Source organism: Streptomyces vinaceus (assembly GCF_008704935.1).
GTDB lineage: Bacteria > Actinomycetota > Actinomycetes > Streptomycetales > Streptomycetaceae > Streptomyces > Streptomyces vinaceus.
Genome location: NZ_CP023692.1, coordinates 3,429,086 through 3,452,763, shown reverse-complemented (window position 1 = coordinate 3,452,763; position 23,678 = coordinate 3,429,086). Strand labels below are relative to the sequence as shown.

25 protein-coding genes are annotated in these 23,678 nt (G+C 72.4%); 9 read left to right on the top strand and 16 right to left on the bottom strand.

The genetic code is table 11. The features are described 5' to 3' along the window. Positions 1-36 precede the first annotated feature (36 nt). The 5 genes from folK to CP980_RS15340 form a co-directional block, all read right to left on the bottom strand. Positions 37-645 (bottom strand): 2-amino-4-hydroxy-6-hydroxymethyldihydropteridine diphosphokinase, encoded by a 609-nt coding sequence (gene folK, locus CP980_RS15360; RefSeq protein WP_132758460.1) that lies wholly within the window; start codon positions 643-645, stop codon positions 37-39. Continuing rightward, complete coding sequence (folB, locus tag CP980_RS15355; protein WP_030158540.1) at positions 642-1,001, bottom strand: dihydroneopterin aldolase; 360 nt, start codon at positions 999-1,001, stop codon at positions 642-644. The genes folK and folB overlap by 4 nt, the downstream gene beginning before the upstream one ends. 129 nt (positions 1,002-1,130) lie before the next feature. Further along, positions 1,131-1,574, bottom strand: coding sequence for a nuclear transport factor 2 family protein (locus CP980_RS15350; RefSeq protein ID WP_099890179.1), 444 nt, complete (start codon positions 1,572-1,574; stop codon positions 1,131-1,133). A gap of 22 nt (positions 1,575-1,596) precedes the next feature. After that, positions 1,597-2,469: a dihydropteroate synthase gene (gene folP / locus CP980_RS15345; protein WP_099890178.1), complete on the bottom strand. Its 873-nt coding sequence runs from the start codon at positions 2,467-2,469 to the stop codon at positions 1,597-1,599. A gap of 107 nt (positions 2,470-2,576) precedes the next feature. Further along, complete coding sequence (locus CP980_RS15340) at positions 2,577-4,436, bottom strand: phosphatidylglycerol lysyltransferase domain-containing protein (RefSeq protein ID WP_132758462.1); 1,860 nt, start codon at positions 4,434-4,436, stop codon at positions 2,577-2,579. Positions 4,437-4,588: 152 nt separating this feature from the next. Between CP980_RS15340 and CP980_RS15335 the strand changes: the two genes are divergently transcribed. Beyond that, the gene (locus tag CP980_RS15335) at positions 4,589-5,698 is read left to right on the top strand and encodes an alpha/beta hydrolase (RefSeq protein WP_132758464.1); all 1,110 of its coding nucleotides are present in this window, start codon (positions 4,589-4,591) and stop codon (positions 5,696-5,698) included. A 50-nt stretch (positions 5,699-5,748) separates the two neighbouring features. On the opposite strand, the gene CP980_RS15330 is transcribed toward CP980_RS15335, so the two are convergent. Continuing rightward, on the bottom strand, positions 5,749-6,732 hold the full coding sequence (locus CP980_RS15330) for an ABC transporter ATP-binding protein (protein WP_132758466.1): 984 nt from the start codon (positions 6,730-6,732) through the stop codon (positions 5,749-5,751). A gap of 153 nt (positions 6,733-6,885) precedes the next feature. On the opposite strand from CP980_RS15330, the gene CP980_RS15325 reads away from it, so the two are divergent. The 4 genes from CP980_RS15325 (at position 6,886) to CP980_RS15310 (ending at position 10,503) form a co-directional block, all read left to right on the top strand. After that, positions 6,886-7,638: an ABC transporter permease gene (locus CP980_RS15325; RefSeq protein WP_132758468.1), complete on the top strand. Its 753-nt coding sequence runs from the start codon at positions 6,886-6,888 to the stop codon at positions 7,636-7,638. A 4-nt stretch (positions 7,639-7,642) separates the two neighbouring features. Next, positions 7,643-8,308, top strand: coding sequence for an ABC transporter permease (locus tag CP980_RS15320; protein ID WP_132758470.1), 666 nt, complete (start codon positions 7,643-7,645; stop codon positions 8,306-8,308). A gap of 75 nt (positions 8,309-8,383) precedes the next feature. Beyond that, a complete protein-coding gene (locus CP980_RS15315) occupies positions 8,384-9,376 on the top strand; it encodes an ABC transporter substrate-binding protein (RefSeq protein ID WP_132758472.1) in 993 nt (330 codons plus the stop codon). A gap of 101 nt (positions 9,377-9,477) precedes the next feature. Next, positions 9,478-10,503: a hypothetical protein gene (locus CP980_RS15310; RefSeq protein ID WP_150528388.1), complete on the top strand. Its 1,026-nt coding sequence runs from the start codon at positions 9,478-9,480 to the stop codon at positions 10,501-10,503. A 3-nt stretch (positions 10,504-10,506) separates the two neighbouring features. Here CP980_RS15310 and CP980_RS15305 read toward each other — a convergent pair whose 3' ends face one another. The 3 genes from CP980_RS15305 to CP980_RS15295 are packed head-to-tail and all read right to left on the bottom strand — an operon-like array spanning position 10,507 to position 12,819. Continuing rightward, on the bottom strand, positions 10,507-10,722 hold the full coding sequence (locus tag CP980_RS15305; RefSeq protein ID WP_150528387.1) for a hypothetical protein: 216 nt from the start codon (positions 10,720-10,722) through the stop codon (positions 10,507-10,509). A gap of 54 nt (positions 10,723-10,776) precedes the next feature. Continuing rightward, complete coding sequence (locus CP980_RS15300) at positions 10,777-11,622, bottom strand: arylamine N-acetyltransferase family protein (RefSeq protein WP_132758476.1); 846 nt, start codon at positions 11,620-11,622, stop codon at positions 10,777-10,779. A gap of 54 nt (positions 11,623-11,676) precedes the next feature. Then, complete coding sequence (locus CP980_RS15295) at positions 11,677-12,819, bottom strand: NADH-quinone oxidoreductase subunit D (RefSeq protein ID WP_053691355.1); 1,143 nt, start codon at positions 12,817-12,819, stop codon at positions 11,677-11,679. A 31-nt stretch (positions 12,820-12,850) separates the two neighbouring features. Between CP980_RS15295 and CP980_RS15290 the strand changes: the two genes are divergently transcribed. Both CP980_RS15290 and CP980_RS15280 read left to right on the top strand, forming a co-directional pair. Then, the gene (locus CP980_RS15290) at positions 12,851-13,342 is read left to right on the top strand and encodes a PH domain-containing protein (RefSeq protein WP_150528386.1); all 492 of its coding nucleotides are present in this window, start codon (positions 12,851-12,853) and stop codon (positions 13,340-13,342) included. Positions 13,343-13,404: 62 nt separating this feature from the next. Then, positions 13,405-14,721: a PH domain-containing protein gene (locus CP980_RS15280; protein WP_150530234.1), complete on the top strand. Its 1,317-nt coding sequence runs from the start codon at positions 13,405-13,407 to the stop codon at positions 14,719-14,721. Between the two features lie 38 nt (positions 14,722-14,759). On the opposite strand, the gene CP980_RS15275 is transcribed toward CP980_RS15280, so the two are convergent. Together CP980_RS15275 and CP980_RS15270 are read right to left on the bottom strand one after the other, a co-directional pair. Continuing rightward, positions 14,760-15,428 carry a response regulator gene (locus CP980_RS15275; protein ID WP_132758482.1) on the bottom strand — a complete coding sequence of 223 codons (669 nt, stop codon included), beginning with the start codon at positions 15,426-15,428 and terminating at the stop codon, positions 14,760-14,762. Positions 15,429-15,445: 17 nt separating this feature from the next. After that, a complete protein-coding gene (locus CP980_RS15270) occupies positions 15,446-16,648 on the bottom strand; it encodes a sensor histidine kinase (RefSeq protein WP_150528385.1) in 1,203 nt (400 codons plus the stop codon). Positions 16,649-16,755: 107 nt separating this feature from the next. Here CP980_RS15270 and CP980_RS15265 point away from each other — a divergent pair, with 107 nt between their 5' ends. Continuing rightward, a complete protein-coding gene (locus CP980_RS15265; protein ID WP_150528384.1) occupies positions 16,756-17,751 on the top strand; it encodes an SAM-dependent methyltransferase in 996 nt (331 codons plus the stop codon). 61 nt (positions 17,752-17,812) lie between these two features. Here CP980_RS15265 and CP980_RS15260 read toward each other — a convergent pair whose 3' ends face one another. Both CP980_RS15260 and CP980_RS15255 read right to left on the bottom strand, forming a co-directional pair. Beyond that, positions 17,813-19,366, bottom strand: coding sequence for a M28 family metallopeptidase (locus CP980_RS15260; RefSeq protein ID WP_150528383.1), 1,554 nt, complete (start codon positions 19,364-19,366; stop codon positions 17,813-17,815). Positions 19,367-19,505: 139 nt separating this feature from the next. Continuing rightward, positions 19,506-20,627, bottom strand: coding sequence for a DUF5937 family protein (locus tag CP980_RS15255; RefSeq protein WP_099890163.1), 1,122 nt, complete (start codon positions 20,625-20,627; stop codon positions 19,506-19,508). A gap of 108 nt (positions 20,628-20,735) precedes the next feature. Here CP980_RS15255 and CP980_RS15250 point away from each other — a divergent pair, with 108 nt between their 5' ends. Then, positions 20,736-20,945, top strand: coding sequence for a hypothetical protein (locus tag CP980_RS15250; RefSeq protein WP_150528382.1), 210 nt, complete (start codon positions 20,736-20,738; stop codon positions 20,943-20,945). Positions 20,946-20,975: 30 nt separating this feature from the next. Here CP980_RS15250 and CP980_RS15245 read toward each other — a convergent pair whose 3' ends face one another. From CP980_RS15245 to nadC, 3 genes are all read right to left on the bottom strand, one after another. Continuing rightward, positions 20,976-21,710, bottom strand: a complete 735-nt coding sequence (locus CP980_RS15245) for a GntR family transcriptional regulator (protein WP_150528381.1) — start codon at positions 21,708-21,710, stop codon at positions 20,976-20,978. Positions 21,711-21,902: 192 nt separating this feature from the next. Then, complete coding sequence (locus CP980_RS15240; RefSeq protein WP_099890160.1) at positions 21,903-22,712, bottom strand: type III pantothenate kinase; 810 nt, start codon at positions 22,710-22,712, stop codon at positions 21,903-21,905. Then, positions 22,712-23,668, bottom strand: a complete 957-nt coding sequence (gene nadC, locus CP980_RS15235) for a carboxylating nicotinate-nucleotide diphosphorylase (RefSeq protein WP_189999096.1) — start codon at positions 23,666-23,668, stop codon at positions 22,712-22,714. Before nadC ends, CP980_RS15240 begins: the two co-directional genes overlap by 1 nt. Positions 23,669-23,678: the final 10 nt, after the last annotated feature.

Sequence of the window (23,678 nt, the reverse complement as noted above, 5' to 3'; positions counted from 1 at the left end):
GTGGACGTTCCCCGGCTCCCAGCCACAGGTTAACGACTACTCGGGCAGGCGGAGTTCCAGGTCCGGGCGCGGCGTGACGCCCGCCAGGCCGATTCCGGCCAGCAGCGCGCCGACGGGGCCGCGGCCCGGGATCTGCGCCTCGGGGTCGATGTCGTTCCACGGGGCCAGGACGAAGGCCCGCTCGTGCGCCCGCGGGTGCGGGAGGGTGAGGACCGGGTCGTCCGAGACCACGTCGGCGTACGACACGATGTCGACGTCGATCGTGCGCGGGCCCCAGCGCTCCTCGCGGACGCGGTCGAAGGCCTCCTCGATGGCGTGGCCGCGCTCCAGCAGGGAGGACGGCGGCAGGGTCGTCTTCAGGGCGATGACCGCGTTGAGGTACGAGGGCTGCGAGCCGGGCTCGACGCCCCACGGCTCGGTCTCGTAGACGGGGGAGACGGCCTTGACCCGCAGGCCGGGGGTGTCCCCGAGGGCGTCGATGGCGCCCTGGAGGGTCTCCAGGCGGTTGCCGAGGTTCGACCCGAGCGCGATGACGGCCCACTTGGGGTTGGAGAGGGTGGTGTCGGCCGCGTCCACCGTCTGGACGACGGATGCGGGCACCGGCTGGACGGTGGGGTCGCTCGGGGCGTTCAGTCCGTTGTTCACACGCGGCTCCGGGTGATCGTGATGGTCACGTCGTCGAAGGGGACGGTGATGGGGGCGTCCGGTTTGTGGACGACGACCTCCACCTGTGCCACCGCTTCGTGCTTGAGGCACTGCTGGGCGATCCGCTCGGCGAGGGTCTCGATCAGGTCGACGGGCTCTCCCTGGACCACGTCGACGACCTCCTCGGCGACGACCCCGTAGTGCACGGTCTTCGCCAGGTCGTCGTCGGCCGCCGCGGGGCGGGTGTCGATGTGCAGCACGAGGTCGACGATGAAGGTCTGGCCTTCCTCGCGTTCCCGGGGGAAGACGCCGTGGTGCCCGCGAGCCTTGAGGCCGCGCAGCGCGACACGATCCACGCGAATCACTCCTGCTTTCGTAGGTGCTTCCGGTCCGGGACTCCCCGGATCCATGGCCTGCGCCGAGTGCGGTCGGCGTCGTCCGTCTTCGAATTTACCTGCGAAAGACCCCGGCTCCCGCCGGTGGGGTCAGGCGGAGTCCTCTTCCTCGTCCTCGTCGGAGTCGGTGAGCACGGGAGAACCGTGGTGGGACCACAGTCGCCACCCCTGCGATGTGCGTCGGAACACATTCGTGGCGACGACCAGCTGGCCGACGAGCGGGCCGAGCTCTCCGCCGTCCTCGGCGGGGCCGCCGCTGAGGATGTTCTCCGTACACGTCACCAGTGCGGTGTCACCTATGACGGCGACTTTCGTATCGGTGAGGAAGAACTGGATGTAGTCGGTGTGGGACATGATCAGCGCGTACGAGCGCAGCACCTCGCCGCGGCCGGAGAGCACCGGCCAGCCCGGGTGCACGCAGGAGATCTCGTCCTCAAGCCAGAGCGCCGACAGTGCGTCGAAGTCCCCCCGCTCCATGGCCTCGTAGAAGGCCGTGTTGACCTCGTCGACCGCTTCGATGTCGGTTCTGCTCACCGTGCTCCTTCTCGTTCGATGGTCACAGCGCTCCTTCCACGGCGCGGGCCACCCGAACCGCGTCGGCGGTCGCCCGTACCTCGTGGACCCGTACGGCCCAGGCGCCCTGGTGGGCGGCGATGGCGGAGACGGCGGCGGTGGCCGCGTCCCGCTCGCGGGCGGGCGGCGGGGAGGCGTCGGCGGCGCCGGCCAGGATCCGGCCGAGGAAACGCTTCCGCGAGGCGGCGACCAGCAGCGGGAAGCCGAGGGCGCGCAACTCGGGGAGGTGGGCGACCAGGGCCAGGTCGTGCTCGGCCATCTTCGCGAAGCCGAGGCCGGGGTCGACGAGGAGCCGCTCGGGGGCGATCCCGCCGGCCACGACGGCGTCGATGCGGGTCCGCAGCTCGGCGGTGACCTCGGCGACGACGTCCTCGTACACGGCGAGCTTGTTCATGCCGTCGCTGAAGCCGCGCCAGTGCATCACCACGAACGGCACCTCGGCGGCGGCGACGGCCGGGATCATGCCGGGGTCGGCGAGGCCGCCGCTGACGTCGTTGACCAGCGTGGCGCCCGCGGCCACGGCCCGGGCGGCGACGGAGGCGCGCATGGTGTCGACGGAGACGGTGACCCCTTCGGAGGCCAGGCCGCGCACCACGGGGACGACGCGGCGCAGCTCCTCCTCCTCGTCGACGCGGGTGGCGCCGGGGCGGGTGGATTCGCCGCCGACGTCGACGAGGTCGGCGCCCTGGGCGACGAGGTCGAGGCCGCGCTTGACGGCGGCGGTGGTGTCGAACCAGCGGCCCCCGTCGGAGAAGGAGTCGGGGGTGACGTTGACGACGCCCATGACCCCGCAGCGGTCCCATTCCGGCAGGCCTGCGACCCGGCCCCTGCCGGCGGCCCCGCGCTTGATGTTCATGGCTCCAGGGTAGGGCCGGGTCCCTGGCCGGGCGGAACGCGGGAAACGGCGGAGCCCGGCCCGCCGTGCGTGCGGCGGGCCGGGCTCCGGTGCGGGGCGGTCCGGGATCAGGCGACCTGGACTTCGCGCTCCGCCTTGGCCTGGGCCGGGACCGGGGCGCTCGGGTGGGTGTGGGCGCAGGTGCGGACCGGCTTGGGGCGGCGCCGGCTGGCGAAGAGCCGGGGCAGGGCCAGCGTGACGAACCCTTCGGCCTGCATCGCGGCGAAGCCGATGCGGGGCAGGTCGCGGGTGGTGCGGAAGACCACGAAGCGGGGCTCCCAGCGCGGCTTGAACTTCGCGTTGAACTTGTACAGCGACTCGATCTGGAACCAGCGGGACAGGAACACCAGCAGGCTGCGCCACATCCGCAGCACCGGGCCGGCGCCGATCTTCTCGCCGCGGGCGAGGGCCGAGCGGAACATCGCGAAGTTCAGGGAGACCTTCTCGATGCCCAGCGAGGGCGAGGCCTCCAGGGAGGCGACGATCAGCAGCTCGTTCATGCCGGGGTCGGCGGCGCGGTCGCGGCGCATGAGCTCCAGCGACATGCCGTCCTTGCCCCACGGGACGAAGTGCAGGACGGCCTTGAGGTCGCCGAACGGGCTGGTGTCGCCCTCCTCGACGCGGTGGGCGGTGGCGATGTAGCAGTCCCCGTCGCCCGGGTCGCCGACGCGGCCCAGGGCCATGGAGAAGCCGCGCTCGGTGTCGGTGCCGCGCCAGGCCTCGGCGGCGCCCCGTACCTGCTCCAGCTCCTCGTCGGTCAGCTCGCTGACGCGGCGGACCTTGGTGGTGTAGCCGTTGCGCTCGATGCGCTTCACCATCTGGCGGACGTTGCGCATCGCCCGCCCGGAGAGGGAGAAGTCTTTGACGTCGACGATCGCCTCGTCGCCGAGCTCCAGGGCGTCCAGGCCGGTCTCGCGCGTCCAGACCTCGCCGCCCGTCTCGCTGCAGCCCATGACGGCCGGGGTCCAGGAGTGGGCCTTGGCCTCCTCCATGAACCGCTCGATGGCGCCGGGCCAGGCCTCGACGTCGCCGATGGGGTCGCCGGAGGCGAGCATCACGCCGGAGACGACGCGGTAGGTGACGGCGGCCTTGCCGCTGGGGGAGAAGACGACGGCCTTGTCGCGGCGGAGGGCGAAGTGGCCCAGCGAGTCGCGGCCGCCGTGCTTGGCGAGCAGCTCGCGCAGCTTCGTCTCGTCGTCGGCGGTGAGCCGGGCGGCCGGGTGCTCGGGGCGGAAGGCCAGGTAGATGGTGGTGAGCGCGGTCAGCATGCCGAGGGCGCCGAGCGAGTAGCCCACGGTCCAGGAGACCCTGCCGGAGTAGTCGACCGGCCCCTCCATGCCGAAGAGCCCGTACACGACGTGGCTGATCTGCTCGTAAATACCCGGATGGCCGACGACGCGGCCCGGGTGCGAGTTGACGATGACCAGACCCAGGCCGATGGAGCCGGCGCTCATCAGCACGAAGTTGGCGAGCGCCTTCCAGCGGCTGCGCGGGTCCGGCAGCGCCTTGAATTCACCCTGGTGGCGCACGATGAGCCCCAGGAGCACCGCCGCGAGGACGACGCTGATGACGGAGTGCCGGTACATGAACTGCGCGGCGGCACCGGCCGGGAGCAGGACGACGGTGGCCCGCCAGGCACGGCGCTTGCGGCGCTTGAGGCCGTGGGCGAGCAGGAGGAGCAGAACGCCCGCACTGATGGCGAGGGCGGCCGCGAACGGGCCCAGCGAACCGGGCAGCACCTCGGTGACCGCGTGGATCCGGCTGTGCCGGAACCGCGGGAACACTCCCGCCGCGATGTCCAGAAGGCCGACGATCATGACGGCCGTACCTACCAGCCCGGGCACCGACTCCGGTCGTGGGCCGCGGAAGATTCGGCGGACCTGCTTCGGAACCTGTCCCGACTTATCGCCATCTATCCTGCTAGACATCGCTTCCCGTTGCTCCGCGAGAGATCATGTGGCCGAAGGCCGCGACAGCCTCCGGAGTGTGGTGCGTCCACTAGGACGACATCGGGGTCGAGCGGGTTCACTCTTCCGCCGAGAAAAACTAGTCCTGCCATCAGAAAGTCGACTGACTGCTCATGGGTCTCACCAGTAATACGGTTCTGGCGCTGGCCATCATCGCCGGTGTGCTGCTGTTCGCAGCCACGGTGTGGTTCTGGCCCCGGCTCTCGGGCCGCACCTGGCGTGCGCTGCTCGGCCGGGTCGGGCTCCTGCTCGCGACCCAGCTGGCGCTGTTCTCGGCCGTGGGCCTGGCGGCGAACAAGTCCTTCTCCTTCTACGGTTCGTGGGCGGACCTGTTCGGCCAGCAGACGTCTGTCGGCAAGGTCGTGGACCACTCCATGAGCAGCAAGGACATCAAGGTCGTCGACAAGCAGAAGCTCGACGTGCCGGGCGGGGCCCAGCCCCAGGTCGGCGGACAGATCCTGAAGGTTGCCATAACCGGGCAGAAGTCGAAAATAACGAGCCCGGGCTACGTGTGGCTGCCGCCGGAGTACTTCCAGCCGCAGCACAAGGAGCAGAACTTTCCGGCCTCCATCGTGCTGACGGGCTACCCGGGCACCGCCGAGAACCTGATCAAAGGGCTGAACTACCCGATGACGGCCTTCAAGCAGGCCAAGGCGGGCAAGATGAAGCCGATGATCCTGGTGATGCTGCGTCCGACCGTCGCGCCGCCGCGTGACACCGAGTGCGTGGACATACCCGGCGGACCGCAGACGGAGACCTTCTTCGCCGAGGACCTGCCGCAGGCCATCCAGGCGACCTTCCGGGTCGGCAAGAAGCCGCAGAACATGGGCTTCATCGGGAACTCGACGGGCGGCTACTGCGCCCTGAAGATCGCCGCGCACTACCCGCAGACCTTCGGCGCCGCCGCGGGTCTGTCCGCGTACTACGACGCGGCGAACGACGCGACCACCGGCAACCTGTTCCAGGGCGACGACAAGCTGAAGAAGCGCGCGGACGTCCTGCACAGCATCGAGCACAAGAAGCCGACCGGTACGTCGTTCCTGGTCACCAGCAGCGAGACGGGCGAGCCCAACCTCGACGACACCAAGAAGTTCATCAAGCTGGTCAAGGGCCCGGACCGGGTCTCCTCGATCATCCTCGACAGCGGCGGCCACAACTTCAACACCTGGCGCCGCGAGATCCCGCCGATGCTGGTGTGGATGAGCAACCGCATCCAGGCCTGACCCCGGCCCGCTCAGGGCCCGGGGCCGCGCCCCTGTCCTGCGCCCCTGCCTTACGCCTCTTGCAGCTGGGCCCGGCGCAGTGCCCGGTGCACCCCCTCCGGGGTCAGTACGCCGACCAGCTCACCGGAGTCCGGGTCCGTGACCCCGATCCGGCCGGAGTCCTCCTGCAGCAGCAGCGCGAGCGCCTCGCGCAGACTCGCCCCCAGCGCCACGTCGGCGGTGGGGGCTTTCCCGTCCCCGGCCGCCCGCGCCGGGTCGGCCCGCTCCAGGTCGGCCCGCTCCACCGGGGTGACCGCGAGCCGCTTCAGGCCCCGGTCCGCGCCGACGAAGGAGGCCACGTACTCCGTAGCGGGCGAGGCCAGTACCGCGGCCGGGCGGGCGAACTGCTCGATGGTGCCCGTGCCGTAGACGGCGATGCGGTCGCCGAGCCGGATCGCCTCCTCCAGGTCGTGCGTGACCAGCAGGATCGTCTTGCGCACCGTCCGCTGGAGCGCCAGGAACTCGTTCTGGAGGCGCTCGCGGACCACCGGGTCCACCGCCCCGAACGGCTCGTCCATCAGCAGCACCGGCGGGTCGGCCGCCAAGGCCCGCGCGACGCCGACGCGCTGGCGCTGCCCGCCGGACAGCTGCTCCGGGTACCGGCCCCCGTACACGGCCGGGTCCAGCCCGACCAGTTCGAGGAGCTCGGCGGCCCGGGCGCGTGCCGTGGCCTTCGGGGTGCCGATCAGCTGCGGGACGGTCGCGGTGTTCTCCAGCACCGTCTTGTGCGGGAACAGCCCGACCTGCTGGATGACGTACCCGATGTGCCGGCGCAGTTCGACGGGGTCGGCGCTCGCGATGTCCTCGCCGCCGAGCAGGATCCGGCCGGAGGTCGGCTCGATGAGCCGGTTGACCATCTTCATCGTGGTCGTCTTGCCGCAGCCGGACGGGCCCACGAGCGTGACCAGCTCACCCTCCGCCACCTCGAAGGACAGGTCCTCGACGGCCGTGGTCCCGTCGGGGTAGCGCTTGGTCACATGCTCGAATCGGATCACATGCCCATCCTCCCCCACACCCCGCGGGTTGTTTGTGACGGGAGTATTACCCCGCTGCGAAGGTTTCCGGCCATTGTCGGCCCCGGGGGTTATGGTCGCTTGTGACCGGGCCCGTTCGGACGGGTGTACGCAGTGGCGGCAGGGGGTGAGGGCATGGCCGGGCAGAACTGCCTGGTGGCGAACGACTGGATCTGCTGGGACTACGTCACGTCCCGCTCCCAGGAGCTCACCGACGCCACGGTCCAACATGTCTGGATCACGGGGGTGTCGGTCGTCATCGGCCTCGTCGTGTCCCTCCCGCTGGCCCTGCTGGCCCGCCGCGGCCGGCGCTGGGCCGCGCCCGTGCTGGGCCTGACCACCCTGCTCTACACGGTCCCCTCGCTCGCCATGTTCTCGCTGCTGCTGCCCCTCTTCGGGCTGTCGGCCTCACTCGTGGTGACCGGGCTGGTGCTGTACTCGCTGACCATCCTGGTGCGCAACGCCATGGCCGGGCTGGAGGCGGTCCCCGAAGAGGTGCGGGAGGCGGCGCGCGGGATGGGGTACGGGCCGGGGCGGCTGCTGTGGCAGGTCGAACTGCCGCTGGCGCTGCCCGCGCTGCTCGCCGGGGTGCGGATCGCCACGGTGTCTACGGTGGCGCTGACCACGGTCGGCTCCATCGTCGGCAAGGGCGGTCTGGGCAACCTCATCGCCCCGGCGGTCAACAGCTCCTTCAAGGCCCAGGTGCTCACGGCGTCCGTGCTGTGCGTGCTGCTCGCCCTGGTGGCGGACCTGGCCCTGCTCGGCGTACAGCGGCTCCTCACGCCGTGGACGCGGGCGACGCGCGCGCCGCGGGCGGCCCGGCGGGCGAAGCCGGTGCCCGCCGAGCCCGCTGCGCCCGCCGCGACGACTCCGACGAAGGGGGCCTGAGGCGATGGGCGTGCTGGGACAGGCCTGGGACTGGCTGGCGGACGGGGCCAACTGGTCCGGGGAGAACGGGGTGTGGCACCGGCTGGGCGAGCACGTCTACGTCAGCGGGATCTCCCTCGCCATCGCCTGCGCGCTGGCCCTGCCGATCGGCCTGTGGCTCGGCCACATCGGCAAGGGCGGGGCGCTCGCGATCAACGTCTCCAACATCGGGCGGGCCGTCCCCGTCTTCGCGGTGCTGGCCCTGTTCATGGTCTCGCCGCTGCGCAGCGCGGGCTATCTGCCCACCGTCGCCGCGCTCGTGCTCTTCGCCGTACCGCCGCTGCTGACCAACGCGTACGTGGGTATGCGCGAGGTGGACCGCTCGGTGGTGGAGGCCGCCCGGGGCATGGGCATGTCCGGCGGGCAGCTGTTCTGGCGGGTGGAACTGCCGCTCGCGCGCGAGCTGGTGATGACCGGGCTGCGTTCGGGCGCCGTCCAGGTGATCGCGACGGCCACGATCGCGGCCATGGTCGGGCAGGGCGGCCTCGGCCGGATCATCACCGCCGGTTTCAACACGTACAACACCCCGCAGGTCTTCGCGGGGGCGCTGCTGGTGGCGGCGCTGGCCCTGCTGGTCGAGGGCGCCCTGGTGGCGGCGGACCGGCTGTTCCCGCGCCCGGCGGCGCGCTGACCCGCCGGCCGCGCGCCCGTCGCCGCGGGCCTTCCCCGTTCGTTGGTCGTTCCCACTCCCTTGGAGGAGCACAAGATGAGCAAGTCCACGCGCGTCCTCGGCGCCGTACTGGGGGCGGCGGCCCTGACCGCCTCCCTCGCCGCGTGCGGCGGCGACAGCCTGGAGAAGAGCAAGGACGCCGGGTCGGGAGCCTCCGCGCCCTCCGACTCCGGTTCCGGTTCCGCCAAGGGCAAGATCGTGATCGGCGCGGCGGGGTTCACGGAGTCCAACGTGCTGGCGGAGCTGTACGCGCAGGTCCTCAAGGACGCGGGCTACAGCACGTCGATCACCACGGTGAACAACCGCGAGCTGTACGAGCCCTCGCTGGAGAAGGGCGAGATCGACGTCGTCCCGGAGTACGCGGCCACCCTCGCGGAGTTCCTCAACGCCAAGGTGAACGGTCCGAAGGCACCGGAGGAGAAGCCGGTCGCGTCGAGCGACGTGGCGGCGACGGTCGCGGGGCTGGAGAAGCTGGCGGCGCCGCTCGGCCTGAAGGCGCTGCCGGCGGGCCCGGCGGTCGACCAGAACGCCTTCGCGGTGTCGAAGGAATTCGCCCAGAAGAACAACCTGAAGACGCTTTCCGATCTTGGCAAGTCGGGGCTGAAGGTGAAGATCGCGGCGGGTGACGAATGCGCCGTACGGCCCTTCTGCGCGCCGGGCTTGAAGAAGACGTACGGAATCGATGTTTCCGGTATTGACCCGAAGGGCGTGGGCACCCCGCAGGCCAAGCAGGCGGTCAAGGACGGTGTCGACCAGCTGGCGCTCACCACGACCACCGACGCCACCCTCGACACCTTCGGGCTGGTGCTGCTGGAGGACGACAAGAAGCTCCAGAACGCCGACAACGTCCTGCCGGTGGTCAACGCCAAGGACGCGGGATCCCCGGAGATCGCGGCCGCCCTCGACAAGCTGACCAAGGTCCTCACGACCGCGGACCTCGTCGAGTTGAACAAGCAGGTGGACGCCCAGCGCGAGAAGCCGGCGGATGCGGCGAAGGCCTATCTGAAGGCGAAGGGCCTCACGAAGTAGGAGTAGTTACGGGTTTGGTGGAGAAATGACGGGTAACTGCCCGGCCACAGATTGCCGGGCAGTTACCCCACTGGACCCCCACGCCCTGTAAATTTCAGGCCATGCCCCGTGGACGCCACCGCAATCCCGAACCCCTGCACCGGCTGCTCACGCCGACGACCGTGGCCGGAGTCTCCGTCGCCAGTGCGGCCGCGGCCTGGCTGCTCGCGGAACCCTTGCCCCTGCGCCTGCTCGTGGCCCTCGCGGGGGCGGCGGGCGTGTCCGGCGCCGTCCTCATGCGCGCCTGGGACCGCGCGGCCGGCCGCCGCGTGGCCGAACTCGCGCGCGAGCGGGTCAAGGACGAGTGGAAGACCGAGGAGCGGATAGCCGAGCTGGAGTCCGACCTCGAAGAGGCCCGGGCGCTGCGCGCCAAGCTGGACGCGAAGCTGCGGGCCAAGCGGGTCGAACTCGCCGGGCTGCGCGGCGAGCACGCCGCGCTGCTGCGCCGGTACGCCACCGCGGAGACCGAGCGGGCCAGCGCCCTGGAGGGCCGCCGCCTGCTCGCCATCGAGGCCTCGGCGGCCCCGGCCTCCCCGGCGGCGCCGAAGGAGCTGCCGGCGGTGACCGAGGAACGCACGTCGAGCGGCGCGCCCACCAGCGTGGGCTACGCCCGGGCCAACGCCGCCATGGCGGCCCTCGTCCGCAAGGCGGAGGCGAAGGCGAAGGCGTCCGGCAAGACCGAGGCCGCCGGGCCGGTGGCAGCGGAATCCGCGCACGGCCGTACGGGCGCGGTCCCGGCGCGCCGCCCGGCGGCCGCGGTGGCCCCGTACTCGGTCGCGCGCCGCTCGGCCTCCCGCGTCGAGGGCGGCTTCGACTTCTTCGGCACCAAGACCGCGGCCCAGGCCCGTGCGGTGATCGAATCGGTGCAGAACGAGGACCTGGCCGACGTGGTCGGCGCCGAGGCCCTCGCGGTGCACCAGGCGGAATCCGCGCAGGCGGAGCCGGCCGCGGGCGAGCAGCCGGTCAAGGAACAGGGCTTCAAGCAGCCCACGCCCGAACAGCGCGCGGTGGGCCAGGTCATCGACCTGACGGCCCACGACGAGACGGAGCCGATCGACGTCGTCCGCCTGCGCACCGCGATCTCCTAGCCCTCAGAACAGCGGGAGCTGGCCCGGCAGGGGCGGCAGGACGAAGCCGTCCAGGGTCGGCGCCGAGGCGCCCAGCACCACGCGGGCCCGGAAGCCGGGGCAGGAGACCAGATCGGCCCGGACGCGGCCGGCGGGAGGGTCGTGGCGGGCGATCCGGCCGGCGGTCACGGCGCAGTCGCGCCCGCATGCGGGGCAGGCCCGTCGGGGGGAGAGGGACATGCCCCAAGTCTGCACCCCCGTACCGACATCGGCGCCGGACATCAACGCCGGACGTCAGCGCCGGGCGGCCAACCACGACGCGTGGGCCGCGCAGACCCGGTCCCAGAGTCCCGCGCGGTCCGCCGGGGACAGGTCGTCGAGCTCCCGCCGGAAGACCCCGCCGACCACCGCCCAGAACTCGCCCGGCGTGTTCAGGATCCGCTCGGTCGTCGGCTTGCCCGGTTCGGTCCGGGTCAGCACCCGGCCGCGCAGCGCGTCGGTGCCGTGCGCGTCGCGCCGCAGCAGGGCCAGGGTCCGTACGAAGCCCGAGTCCGGCGCGGTCGACAGCCGCCGGTGCGTGGTCTCGAAGTCGGCCGTCCGCGCCGGCGCCGAGAGGATGTTGACCACCGGGCAGGGGCCCTCGTCGTAGACGTACCGCCAGCCGGGCAGCTCCCCCTCCAGCGGACCGAGCCCGTACGTGAACTCCCCCTGCCGGTGCGTTCCGGCGCGCAGCGGAAGCGGCTCGTACGGGCCGTCGCCCAGCCCGGCGTCGACGAAGTACTCCTCGCCGCCGGCGCGGACCGTCAGCGCGAGGTGGTCGCCGTTGACGTCGAGGCGCTCGCGCTCCGCCGCGACGAGGACGCCGGCCAGATGGCGGGTCACGTCGAAGCCGAGGTGCTCCAGGAGCAGAGCGAAGGCGCCGTTGAGGTGGAAGCAGTACCCGCCGCGCCCGGCCGCGATGCGGCGTGCGGACAGCTCGGGATCGATGCCGGGCGGCCGGCCGAGCTGGATGTCGAGGTTCTCGTACGGGACGCGCTCGACGTGGGCGCGCTGGAGCGCGAACAGCGCCTCCGCGGTGGGCCGGGGCGGACGCGCGAAGCCGAGCCGCCGCAGGTAGCCCTCGAACAGGCCAGGGGTCATGCCCGCACCCTAAGCAGGGAACGCCCGCTCAGTCGCGGGAGTTCCCGCCACTTATCACTTGTCGATGTCTCCCACGACGAAGAACAGCGAGCCCAGGATCGCCACCATGTCCGCGACCAGCTGTCCCGGCAGCAGCACCGACAGCGCCTGGATGTTGTTGTACGAGGCGGAGCGCAGCTTCAGCCGGTACGGGGTCTTCTCGCCCTTGGAGACGAGGTAGTAGCCGTTGATGCCGAGGGGGTTCTCGGTCCAGGCGTACGTGGCCCCCTCGGGCGCCTTCAGCACCTTGGGCAGGCGCTGGTTGATCGGCCCGGGCGGCAGCTCGGCCATCCGGTCCAGGCAGGCCACGGCCAGGTCGAGCGCGTTGTGCGTCTGGTCCAGCAGGCACTCGAAGCGGGCCAGGCAGTCGCCCTCGGTGCGGGTGACCACCTTCAGGACGTCCTGGAGCTCCCCGTACGCCAGGTAGGGCTCGTCGCGGCGCAGGTCGAAGTCGACGCCGGAGGCGCGGGCGATCGGGCCGGAGACCCCGTACGCGTGCACCGCTTCGGCGGAGAGCACGCCGACCCCGCGGGTGCGGCCGCGGAAGATCTCGTTGCCGTGGACCAGCTTGTCGTAGACGTCCATGCGGGTGCGGACGTCGGCGATGGCGGCGCGCGCCCGGCCGAGCCAGCCCGCGGGGAGGTCCTCCTTGAGGCCGCCGACGCGGTTGAACATGTAGTGCATGCGGCCGCCGGAGATCTCCTCCATGACGGCCTGGAGCTCCTCGCGCTCGCGGAACGCGTGGAAGATCGGGGTGATACCGCCCAGTTCGAGGGGGTACGAGCCGAGGAACATCAGGTGGTTCAGCACCCGGTTCAGCTCGGCGAGCAGGGTCCGCATCCACACGGCCCGCTCGGGGACCTCCATGCCGAGCATCCGCTCGACGGCCATGACCACGCCGAGCTCGTTGGAGAACGCGGACAGCCAGTCGTGGCGGTTGGCGAGCATCACGATCTGCCGGTAGTCGCGCGCCTCGAAGAGCTTCTCGGCGCCGCGGTGCATGTAGCCGACGACCGGTTCGGCGCTGACGATCCGCTCGCCGTCCAGGACGAGGCGCAGGCGCAGCACGCCGTGCGTGGAAGGGTGCTGGGGTCCGATGTTGAGCACCATGTCGGTGCTCTCCGCCGCTCCGCCGATGCCGACCGTGGTCTCCGTCATGGCCGCATTGTCGCAGCCCTACGCTGAACCCATGGAAACGGGGACATCGGGTGGGACGGGCCGTGCCGAGTGGGTGGGGCTCCCCGGCGGGCTGCTCAGGCTGCGCCGGCTGCTGCTGGTGACGTGGGCGGTGCCGCTCGCCGCCGGGACGGCGCTGCTGCTGGGATGGGCGGCCGGCCCGGCGTGGGCGGCCGCGGGGGCGATATGGCTGCTCGCCCTGGTCTGGGGCTGGGTGCTGCTGGGCCGCAACTGGCGGTCCTGGCGGTACGCGGAGCGCGCCGACGACCTGCTGATCAGCCGGGGCGTGCTGTGGCGGGCGCAGACCGTGGTCCCGTACGGGCGCATGCAGCTGGTCGAGGTGACCTCGGGGCCGCTGGAGCGGCGCTTCGGGCTGGCCTCCGTACAGCTGCACACGGCGGCCGCGGCCACGGACGCCAAGATTCCGGGGCTCGCCCCGGACGAGGCGCAGCGGCTGCGGGACCGGCTGACGGAGCTCGGCGAGGCAAGGTCGGCGGGTCTGTGACCACCGAACCGGCCGCCGGACCGGCCGCCACCCCCGCCCTGCCCGCCACCCCCGCCCCCGCCATGCCCGCCGCGCTCGCCGCGCCCGCCGTAGAGCGCCGGCTGCACCTGCTCACGCCGCTGCGCCGGGCCTGGGTGCCGATCGGCGCCACCGTCGGTGTGGCCGTCCAGCAGGCCGACCAGGTCCAGCGGTGGGCGAGCGGGCTCTCCGTGACCCTGCGCGTCCTCGTGCTCGCCGCCCTCGTCGTGGTCTTCGGCGTGTACGGGTTCCTGAGCTGGTGGTTCACCCACTACGCCGTCACCGACACCGAGCTGCGCATCCGCAGCGGGCTGCTCTTCCGGCGTACCGCGCACATCCGCCTCGACCGCATCCAGGCCATCGACGTGACCCGCCCGCTGCTGGCCCGGGTCGCCGGGGTGGCCAAGCTGCGGCTCGACGTGATCGGCACCGAGGACAAGGACGAGCTCGCCTTCCTCGAAGAGCGCGAGGCCGTCGCGCTGCGCGCCGAGCTGCTGGCCCGGGCGGCCGGTTTCGCGCCCGCAGAGGCCGTCTCGCTCGGTGAGGCGCCGCAGCGGGAGCTGCTGCGCGTCGCCCCCCGGGACCTGGTGGTGTCGCTCTTGCTCACGCTCCCTGCCTGGGGGGCGCTGGCCGCCGGGATCGGCGTGCCCGTGGCCGTGTGGTGGTTCAGCGGGAACCACTGGGCGACGATCGCGACCATGCTGCCGATGCTGGGCGGGCTCTGGTCGGGCACGGTCGGCCGCTTCCTGGGCGAGTTCGACTGGCGGGTCGCCGAGTCCCCCGACGGGCTGCGCCTCGACCACGGGCTGCTGGACCGGGCCCACGAGACGGTGCCCCCGGGGCGGGTGCAGACCGTACGGATCGTGGAGCCGCTGCTGTGGCGGCGCCGGGGCTGGGTGCGCGTGGAGCTGGCGGTGGCCGGCTCGAAGAACGGGGTGCTGGTCCCCGTGGCCTCGCGGGAAGCCGCCCAGGCGGTCGTCGCCCGCGTGCTGCCGGGCGCGGACCTGGCCGCACTCGCCTTCGGCCCCTCCCCGAAGGCCGGATCGCGGTGGGTGGTACCGGTGTGGTGGCGGGGCTACGCCCTGGCCGTCTCCGCGGACGTGTTCGCCGCCCGCAAGGGGCTGCTGTGCCGCCGTACGGAGATCGTCCCGCACGCCAAGGTGCAGAGCGTCCGGCTCACCCAGGGCCCCTGGGCGCGGGTGCACGGCCTCGCCGACGTCCACCTGGACACCGGGGCCGACGCCACGGTGACGGCCCGGCTGCGCCCGGCGGCCGGGGCCGCCGAGCTGCTGGACGCCCAGGCCGCCCGCTCCCGCACCTCCCGCGCGGACGCCCGCCCGGACCGCTGGATGACCGGCTGACGGGGACGGGGACGGGGACGGGGTGAGCCGGAGCCCCGCTACGCGCCGCCGGCGCGGACCAGGCCCGTCTCGTACGCGAGGACGACGACCTGGACGCGGTCGCGCAGGTTCAGCTTGGTCAGGATGCGGCCCACGTGCGTCTTGACCGTGGCCTCGGAGAGGACCAGGCGGGCGGCGATCTCACCGTTCGACAGGCCCTGGGCCACCAGCAGCATGACCTCGCGCTCGCGCTCGGTCAGCCGCTCGATCTCCTTGTTCTGCGGCTCCTGGGTGCTCGTGGGCAGCATCGGCGCGAAGCGGTCCAGCAGGCGCCGGGTCGTGGACGGGGCGACCACCGCGTCACCGCTGTGCACCGAGCGGATCGCGGCCAGCAGCTCCGCGGGCGGCACGTCCTTCAGCATGAACCCGCTCGCGCCCGCCTTCAGCCCGGAGAAGGCGTACTCGTCCAGGTCGAAGGTGGTCAGGATGATCACGTCGGGGTGTTCGTCGCGCTCGCAGATCCGGCGCGTGGCCTCGACCCCGTCGAGCTTCGGCATCCGGACGTCCATCAGCACCACGTCCACCTTCGTGGACCGCAGCACCTCCAGCGCCTCCAGGCCGTCGCCGGCCTCGGCGACGACCTCCATGTCCGGCTGGGCCGCGAGCACCATGCGGAAGCCCGTGCGCAGCAGCACCTGGTCGTCGACCAGCATCACTCGGATGGACATCAGTTACCTCGACCTCGTCATTTCTTCTTGAGCGGGAGAAGTGCGCTGATCCGGAAGCCGCCGCCCGGACGCGGGCCCGCGTCCAGGGTGCCGCCGACCATGCCGATCCGCTCGCGCATGCCGATCAGCCCGTGCCCGGCGCCGTCGGCGCCGCCGTCCTCGTACAGCTCGTGGGCCGCCCCCCGGCCGTCGTCCTCGACCAGCAGGCCGAGCCCGTCGTCGAAGTAGACCAGCCGGACGCTCGCCTTGGCGTCCGGTCCGCCGTGCTTGCGGGTGTTGGTCAGCGCCTCCTGCACGATCCGGTACGCGGTGAGCTCGACGCCCGTGGGCAGTCGGCGCGGGGCGCCCTCGACCTCGAAGTCCACCGTGAGCCCGGCCGCCCGGACCTGCTCGACGAGGACCTCGATCTGCTCCACGTCGGGCTGGGGCACGTAGTCCTCGGACTCCTGGGGCTCCCCGGTGCGCAGCACGCCGAGCAGCCGGCGCATCTCCGCCAGGGCCTGGCGGCCGGTGCCGGAGATGGTCTGGAGGGCCTCCTTGGCCTGCTCCGGGGCCACGTCCATCACGTACGCGGCGCCGTCGGCCTGGACCACCATCACCGAGACGTTGTGCGCGACGACGTCGTGCAGTTCGCGGGCGATGCGGGCGCGCTCGGCGGCGACGGCCACCTTGGCCTGCGCCTCGCGCTCCTTCTCCAGGCGCTGGTTGCGCTCGACGAGCTGGGCGTAGTAGGCCCGGCGGGTGCGCAGGGAGTCGCCGAGCACCCAGGCGAGGGCGAAGGGGACGACGGCGAAGACCGCCGTCAGGATGTTCTCGGAGGTGTCGAGCTGGTCCGCGCGGAAGGCCAGCACGTACGCCGGGGCGGCGGCCAGCCCGATGGCGAGGGCCGTACGGGACGGCCAGCGCGGGATCTCGGCCGAGGCGGCCACCGTGTACAGGATGATCAGCATCGCGAGGTCGGAGTTGATCAACTCGGTGTGGGTGACCAGCTTGTAGACGCCGACGCCGACGGCGAGCCAGAACATCTGCTGCGTCCACTTGCGGCGCAGGGCCACCACGACGCCCATCGCGAGCACCGAGGGGACGGCGATCAGGCGCGCGGCCGTGCTGTTGAAACTGTCTTCGGCGACTTGCAGCAGCCCGAGCCCGACCAGGAGGACAGCCCAGAAGCTGTCGACGCCCGTCGGGTGTCTGCGGAGGAAGTCGTAGAGGCGCTGCACGTAACCCAGAGTAGGCAAAGGAGATAGGTGCTGGAGTCAACCACAGGTGCGATCCGGGCGACGGGGGCGTACTCCCCAAGGTGGAGGGCGAGCTTAATCTTTCGGGGATGAGGACTGAGGGAGAAGTCGGGGCTCCGGATCCGGTTCCGGATGCCGTTCCGGTCCGGTGGCGGACGGCGATGGAGACCGCGCTGTACGGGCCGGACGGGTTCTACGTACGGCCGGGCGGGCCGGGGCCGGCCGGGCACTTCCGCACGTCGGTGCACGCCTCGCCGCTGTACGCGGGGGCCGTGGCCCGGCTGCTGCGGTGGGTGGACGCGGAGCTGGGGCATCCGGCGGAGCTGGACCTGGTCGACGTCGGGGCCGGGCGGGGGGAGCTGCTGACCGGGGTGCTGGGCGCGCTGCCGGCGGAGGTCGCGGGGCGGGTGCGGGCGTGGGCCGTGGAGCGGGCGGAGCGGCCGGCGGATCTGGACGGACGGATCCGGTGGGTGGCGCGGCCGCCGCAGGACGCGCGGGGGCTGCTGTTCGCGAACGAGTGGCTGGACAACGTACCGCTGGACGTGGCGGAGGACGGGCACTACGTACTGGTCGACCGGGAGGGTACGGAGACCCGCGGGCCGGCCGTGTCGGCGGCGGACCGGGCCTGGCTGGAGCGGTGGTGGCCGGGGCCCGGCCGGGCGGAGATCGGGCGGGGGCGGGACGAGGCGTGGGCGGCCGCCGTGCGCTCGGTCTCACGGGGCCTGGCGGTGGCGGTGGACTACGCACACACCCGTGAGGCCCGGCCCCCGTACGGGACCCTGACCGGGTTCCGGGCCGGCCGGGAGGTGGCGCCGGTGCCCGACGGCAGCTGCGACGTGACGGCCCATGTGGCGCTGGACGCCTGCGCGGGGGAGGGGGCGGCGCTGCTCGCGCAGCGCGAGGCGCTGGCCCTGCTCGGGGTCTCGGGGGCCCGGCCCCCGCTGGCCCTGGCGTCGAGCGACCCCGCGGCCTACGTGCGCGCCCTGGCCTCGGCCGGCGAGGCGGCGGAACTGACCGCCCGCGGCGGTCTGGGGGACTTCGCCTGGCTGGTCCAGCCGGTGGGCGTCGCCCCCTGGCCGGCCTGACCGGCCGCGACGCGCGGGGAGCGGATCCCGCGCGGCGCGGCCCTCGGCTCGCGGCCGTCGGCTACTGCGCGAGCTCGTGGTCGTGGCCCGGGCGCAGGCCCCCGCCGGTACCGGCGCCCGTGGTCGGGGCCGGGGGGACCGGCTTCGACAGCGGGGCCAGGTCGTAGGCGTAATGGCCGACCGCGTTCGCGATCACGTCCACGTTGATGTCGAGGGCCTTCTGGTCGATGTTCGTGATGTCGTCGCCCTTGCCGTGGTAGTTCACGTCGTACGCGATCCCGGCCCGGCCCCCGAACTTCGCCGCCTGCGCGGCCGTCTTGATGCCCTCGGCGCCCGTGTCCGTACCGCCCGAGGGGATGCCGGCCTCGATGAACGGGCCGTAGTCCGAGCGGCCCGTGAAGTCCGACCCCTCGTGCGGGATCTTCTGGGCGTCGAGGAAGTCGGTGATGCCCTTCTCCAGCTGCGCCGAGCCCTCCGGACCCGGGCCCGAGCCGACCTTGTCCGAGTCGTCACCGTCGTAGACGAAGTACGCCGCGTTCGGCGAGGCGATCATGTCGAAGTTCAGGTACAGCCGGATCTGCTTCTTCTGCGCGTCCGTCAGCCCGCCGACGTAGGCCTCGGAACCCAGCAGCCCGAACTCCTCGGCCGACCACCACGCGAACTTGACCTTGTTCTTGATCTTGGTCTGGCTGCTCGCGAGGCGCTGCGCGACCTGCAGGATGCCGGCCGAGCCCGATCCGTTGTCGTTGATGCCCGGGCCCGCCGCCACCGAGTCGAGGTGCGCGCCGAGGAAGACGGTGTTGTTCTCGTCGCCGCCGCGCGTCTCCGCGATGACGTTGTACGTCTTGCGGTTCTCCCGGAACTCGCGGATGTCGAGGGTGACCTCGACCGGACCGGCCTTCGCCTCGGCGGCCAGCCTCTCGCCCTCGGCCTGCGAGAGGCCGCCGGTCGGTACCTTGCCCGCGTCCGCGGCGCCCAGGGTGCCGTTGAGGGCTCCCTCGGTGTTGTTGTAGATGACCGCGCCGACCGCCCCGGCCGCCGCCGCGTTGGCCTGCTTGACCGCGAAGGTGCAGCCGCCCCGCTTGATCAGCGCGATCTTGCCGGTGAAGGCGCCCGCGGCGAAGTCGCCGGGCTCGCAGCCGTTCGTACCGTCCGCGTCCACCGGCGCGAGGGCGATCTGCGCGGTCACGCCGCCCTCCGGGCCGCTCGCCGTGTACGTCATCAGCTTGATCGGGACGTCGCGCCCGCCCGCACCGTTGACCTTGAGCGTCTCGGCGATCGTCTCGACGTACACGAAGTCGAACTCGTTCTTCGAGACCTTGTAGCCGGCCGCCCGCATCACGGCCTCGACGTACTGCGCGGACTGCACGTGGCCCTTGGAACCGGCCACGCGCGTGCCCTTGTTGTAGTCGGCGATCGCCTGAAAGACCTTCAGGTGGTTGTTGGCGCCCTTGCCGGTCGAGTCCTTGACCAGCTTCCGGGCCAGCGCGTCACCCCGCGCGGCATCGCTCTGCGGGCTGCCGGTGGCACCGGCGGGGCCGGCGAGCACCAGCGGGGAGACGAGGGCCGCGGCGGCCAGGGCGGCGGTTGCTGCGGCTATACGGCGTGAGGGCATGAAGGTCCTTCCACGACAAGTACGAGCAGACAGACGGGTGGTCGGGCGTCGGTGGTGCGCGGTGGACGCACGGTATAGACGGCGGGGCCGGTCTCGCCAGAGGTTTCGCCGAATCCGGGTGACGACCTCCGCGGGTCCGTCAGCGCAGGATGCCCTCGATGAACTCCGAGCCGATCCGGGCGACGACCTTCAGGTCCAACTGGTGGTGGACGTAACGCCCTTGGCGCCAGGTGTGCAGCAGGCCCGCCTTCTTCAGCGCCGACAGGTGCCGCGAGACCTCCGGCGCGGTGATCCCGTGCACGGTCGCGAGCTCGCTCGTCGTGTACGGGGCGCGCGCCAGGCTCCGGCACAGCATCATCCGCATCGGATGCGCCAGCGCCTCCATCCGCCGCTGGAGCAGCTCCACCGAGCCCGGCTCGGGCAGTTCGGGGGAGCGGATCGGATAGTGGACCACCGGCACCCAGCCGGGCGCGTGCAGCACCAGCAGGTGCGGCCAGCCGAAGTTCGTCGGTACGAAGACCAGGCCGGGGCCTATCTCGGGGTCCGTCGCGGTGGCGGAGCCGTGCACCATCTTGTCGACGGTGATGGTGGTGGCGGCCGCGTCGACGCTCAGCGCGCTCGACACCTCGTGCAGCGTCGCCGCCAGCCCCTTGCGGCGCAGGACCTCCGTCTTGTGCCGGGCGTCCGCGCTCTGCTGCGGCTCGATCCGCCGCCAGGTCTGCGCGAAGAACGCCTCGTCGCACTCCTCCAGGAGCCGCCGCAGCCACACCCGCACCGAGGCCGTGTCGTCCAGCAGCCGCAGCGAGAACTCCAGCTGGCGCGGACCGCGCGCGGCGGCCGTCTCCAGTGCCTTGGCCCTGGCCAGCGGGTCCTTCAGCGGGGAGGGTCCGCCGCCCTCGTTGTAGAGCGCCAGCCAGCAGTGCTCCAGCGCGGCCATCGCGAACCGCTCGTCGTCCATGCGGTCCAGTACGTCGAGCTCCTCGGCCAGGGTCGCGGCGGGCAGCCCGCTGCCGCCGGGGATGCCCGCGAAGGCCATGAAGATGTCGGAGAACGAGCTGCGCCACATGAACTCGGCCTCCAGCAGCCGGTCCGCGAGGCACGGGTCGAGCGCGGCCGCGGTGGCGGTGGTCCAGGAGGCCAGGCCCGGGTGGTGGGCGGGCTGCGAGAGGGCGTGCAGCGCCATGCAGAGCTCGGAGAGCGGGGAGGGCGCGAAACGGATGCGCCCCGCGGGGAGCCCGGCGATGTCGATGGTGACGCTCATCGCTCCATTCTGACCTGTTCCGGGGCTGTGACCAGGCATGACACGGATCGATTGACGAGGGGCGTCAATCGTCGTGCGGGGTGGGCCGAGTGGGTTCAGGGTGGAGACATGACAGCGATCGAGCAGTACCTCATCGACACCTGGCGGGCGTCCCGGCTGGGCGAGCCGATGCCCCCGCCGCCCGGCCGGGACGACGTCGCCGTCCTGCGCTCGGCCCGTACGTACGCCCAGTTCCAGGCCGTCCTCGACGGCCGCGAGGCCCGCCACCCCTGGCGGGCCGCGCTGCGCCGGCTGGCCCACCCCCACGGAGCCCGGTAGCCCGGTAGCGCGGGGGACGGAGCGGGCCGGTCAGCGGTCCCCGGGGTGGAAGTCGATCTCGTACGCGATCTCCGAGCGCCGGTCCGCGACCAGGATGTCGGCGGTCTCCACGGCCCGGCCGTCCACCGCGTAGTACGTCCGCTCGATCTCGGTGATCAGCTCGCCGACGCCGATGCCGAGCAGCCCTGCCTGCGCCCGGTTGGCGCGCGCCGGGCGGGGGACCTCCAGCGCCGAGGCGACCAGCACGCCGATCGAGCGCATCCGCTCGATGACCCCGGCGCCCTTGAACGGACCGGCCTCCGGCAGCACGACCGGGGTGCCGCCCGTGAGCGCCATCGGCTCCCAGGACTCGCAGATCTCCACCGGCCTGCCCTCGGCCACGAACTCGTACGTGGTGTGCACGCACGGGTCGCCCGGCGCGACGGCGAGCCGCCGCGCGATCCGCTCGGGCGCCGGAGTACGGGCCGTGGAGTGCGATTCCCACGTCAGGCCGGTCCGGGCCGGCCCGGACCGGCGCCGCCGGGAGCGGACCGTCCGCAGCCGCTCGCGCGGCGCGCTCCGGTAGGTGCCCGAGCCGGCGCGGCCCTCCAGGAGCCCCTCGATGATCAGCAACTCCAGTGCGCGCTGCGTGACGCTCTGCCCGACCCCGTACTCCGCGGCGAAGCGGGAGCGCGACGGCAGCTTGGCGCCGGCGGGCCACTCCCCGGCCCCGATCCGCGCCCGCAGCGCGTCGGCCACCTTCAAGTACGCCGTGTCACGGGCCATATGAGCCGTCCTGTGCCTGTCGAGGAGTTGACCTCAAGCTAATTCATCAGGTCGGACCCGGGTCTTCGGAACGGCGGGGAGTGAGACGAGCACCACACCCCGCCCGCACGCCCGCCCGCCGACGGCGACGACGGGCGCACAGACGGGCGGACGGGCGGGGGGCGGGCGGAGGGGCCGGAGGCCGGACCGCCCTCAGTCGAAGTTCGGCGCGTTGCGCTCGTAGACCAGGCGCAGCCCGATCAGCGTCAGCCACGGCTCGTGGTCGTCGATGACCGAGGACTCGCCGAGGACCATCGGCGCCAGCCCGCCCGTGGCGATCACCCGGACGTCGCCCGGGTCGCCGTGCGGCCCGGCCAGCTCCTTGGCCATGCGGGTGACGACCCCGTCGACCTGCCCGGCGAACCCGTAGACCACGCCCGACTGCATGGCCTCGACCGTGGACTTGCCGATGACGTTGCGCGGCCGCGCCAGCTCGATCTTGCGCAGCTGCGCGCCCCGTACGCCGAGGGCCTCCATCGAGATCTCGATGCCCGGGGCGATCACGCCGCCCACGTACTCGCCCTTCGCGGAGACCGCGTCGAAGGTGGTCGCCGTACCGAAGTCGACCACGATCGCCGGGCCGCCGTAGAGCTCGACGGCGGCGACCGCGTTGATGATGCGGTCCGCGCCGACCTCCTTGGGGTTGTCCATCAGGATCGGCACGCCCGTCTTGATGCCGGGCTCGACGAGCACCGCGGGGACGTCGCCGTAGTAGCGGCGGGTCACCTCGCGCAGCTCGTGCAGCACCGACGGGACGGTCGAGCAGATCGCGATGCCGTGGATGCCGTCGCCGAGCTCGCTGCCGAGCATCGGGTGCATGCCCATCAGGCCCTGCATCAGGACGGCCATCTCGTCGGCCGTGCGCCGCGGGTCGGTGGAGATGCGCCAGTGTTCGACGATCTCCTCGCCGTCGAACAGGCCGAGGACGGTGTGGGTGTTGCCGACGTCGATGGTCAGCAGCATTACCGCTCCTCGCGCAGGTCCAGGCCGATGTCCAGGATCGGGGAGGAGTGCGTCAGCCCGCCGACCGCCAGGTAGTCCACGCCCGTCTCCGCGTACGCGCGGGCATTGGCCAGCGTCAGCCGGCCCGAGGACTCCAGCACCGCGCGGCCGGCGACCAGGGCCACGGCCTCCTCGGTCTCGATCGGCGTGAAGTTGTCCAGCAGGATCAGGTCCGCGCCCGCGTCCAGTGCCTCGCGGACCTGGTGCAGGGTGTCCACCTCGACCTCGATCGGCAGGTCGGGGAACTGCTCGCGCACCGCCTGGAAGGCCTCCGCGACACCGCCCGCCGCGATCACGTGGTTGTCCTTGACCAGCGCCGCGTCCGACAGGGACATGCGGTGGTTGACGCCGCCGCCGCAGCGCACCGCGTACTTCTCCAGGGAGCGCAGGCCCGGCGTCGTCTTGCGGGTGTCGCGGACCTTCGCCTTGGTGCCCTCCAGCTCGTCGGCCCACCCCCGCGTCGCCGTCGCGATGCCCGACATCAGGCAGAGCAGGTTCAGCGCGCTGCGCTCGCCGGTGAGCAGGTCCCGGGTACGGGCCCTGACCGTCAGCAGCACCTGGCCGGGCTTGACCCGGTCGCCGTCCTCGACGTGCCGCTCGACCTCGAACTCGTCCTCGCAGACGACCGACAGGACGGCCTCGGCCACGCGCAGGCCGGCGACCGTGCCCGCCTCGCGCGCCGTGAAGTCGGCGTACGCGACGGCCTCTTCGGGGACGGTGGCCACGGTGGTCACGTCGACCCCGCCGTCCAGGTCCTCGGAGATCGCCATGTGGGCGATGTCCTCGACCTCGACGGGGTCCAGGCCCGCGTCGGCGAGCAGCTGGGCGAGCGCCGGGTCCAGGCCGCTCTCCTCGCCGTCGCCGCACGCGCAGTCGTCGCCGCAGCCGCCGCCCGCGGACTGGTCGAGGAGCGGCAGCTCCGCGTGC

What these genes read in the sequence shown, in the direction of transcription:
- CP980_RS15260 (WP_150528383.1), bottom strand. Translation starts at nt 19,366, where the DNA reads ATGCCCTCACGCCGTATAGCCGCAGCAACCGCCGCCCTGGCCGCCGCG.
- CP980_RS15340 (WP_132758462.1), bottom strand. Translation starts at nt 4,436, where the DNA reads ATGTCTAGCAGGATAGATGGCGATAAGTCGGGACAGGTTCCGAAGCAG.
- CP980_RS15255 (WP_099890163.1), bottom strand. Translation starts at nt 20,627, where the DNA reads ATGAGCGTCACCATCGACATCGCCGGGCTCCCCGCGGGGCGCATCCGT.
- CP980_RS15300 (WP_132758476.1), bottom strand. Translation starts at nt 11,622, where the DNA reads ATGACCCCTGGCCTGTTCGAGGGCTACCTGCGGCGGCTCGGCTTCGCG.
- CP980_RS15275 (WP_132758482.1), bottom strand. Translation starts at nt 15,428, where the DNA reads ATGTCCATCCGAGTGATGCTGGTCGACGACCAGGTGCTGCTGCGCACG.
- CP980_RS15250 (WP_150528382.1), top strand. Translation starts at nt 20,736, where the DNA reads ATGACAGCGATCGAGCAGTACCTCATCGACACCTGGCGGGCGTCCCGG.
- folP (WP_099890178.1), bottom strand. Translation starts at nt 2,469, where the DNA reads ATGAACATCAAGCGCGGGGCCGCCGGCAGGGGCCGGGTCGCAGGCCTG.
- CP980_RS15265 (WP_150528384.1), top strand. Translation starts at nt 16,756, where the DNA reads ATGAGGACTGAGGGAGAAGTCGGGGCTCCGGATCCGGTTCCGGATGCC.
- CP980_RS15245 (WP_150528381.1), bottom strand. Translation starts at nt 21,710, where the DNA reads ATGGCCCGTGACACGGCGTACTTGAAGGTGGCCGACGCGCTGCGGGCG.
- CP980_RS15240 (WP_099890160.1), bottom strand. Translation starts at nt 22,712, where the DNA reads ATGCTGCTGACCATCGACGTCGGCAACACCCACACCGTCCTCGGCCTG.
- CP980_RS15315 (WP_132758472.1), top strand. Translation starts at nt 8,384, where the DNA reads ATGAGCAAGTCCACGCGCGTCCTCGGCGCCGTACTGGGGGCGGCGGCC.
- CP980_RS15320 (WP_132758470.1), top strand. Translation starts at nt 7,643, where the DNA reads ATGGGCGTGCTGGGACAGGCCTGGGACTGGCTGGCGGACGGGGCCAAC.
- CP980_RS15295 (WP_053691355.1), bottom strand. Translation starts at nt 12,819, where the DNA reads ATGACGGAGACCACGGTCGGCATCGGCGGAGCGGCGGAGAGCACCGAC.
- CP980_RS15325 (WP_132758468.1), top strand. Translation starts at nt 6,886, where the DNA reads ATGGCCGGGCAGAACTGCCTGGTGGCGAACGACTGGATCTGCTGGGAC.
- CP980_RS15290 (WP_150528386.1), top strand. Translation starts at nt 12,851, where the DNA reads ATGGAAACGGGGACATCGGGTGGGACGGGCCGTGCCGAGTGGGTGGGG.
- CP980_RS15310 (WP_150528388.1), top strand. Translation starts at nt 9,478, where the DNA reads ATGCCCCGTGGACGCCACCGCAATCCCGAACCCCTGCACCGGCTGCTC.
- CP980_RS15280 (WP_150530234.1), top strand. Translation starts at nt 13,405, where the DNA reads ATGCCCGCCGCGCTCGCCGCGCCCGCCGTAGAGCGCCGGCTGCACCTG.
- CP980_RS15305 (WP_150528387.1), bottom strand. Translation starts at nt 10,722, where the DNA reads ATGTCCCTCTCCCCCCGACGGGCCTGCCCCGCATGCGGGCGCGACTGC.
- CP980_RS15335 (WP_132758464.1), top strand. Translation starts at nt 4,589, where the DNA reads ATGGGTCTCACCAGTAATACGGTTCTGGCGCTGGCCATCATCGCCGGT.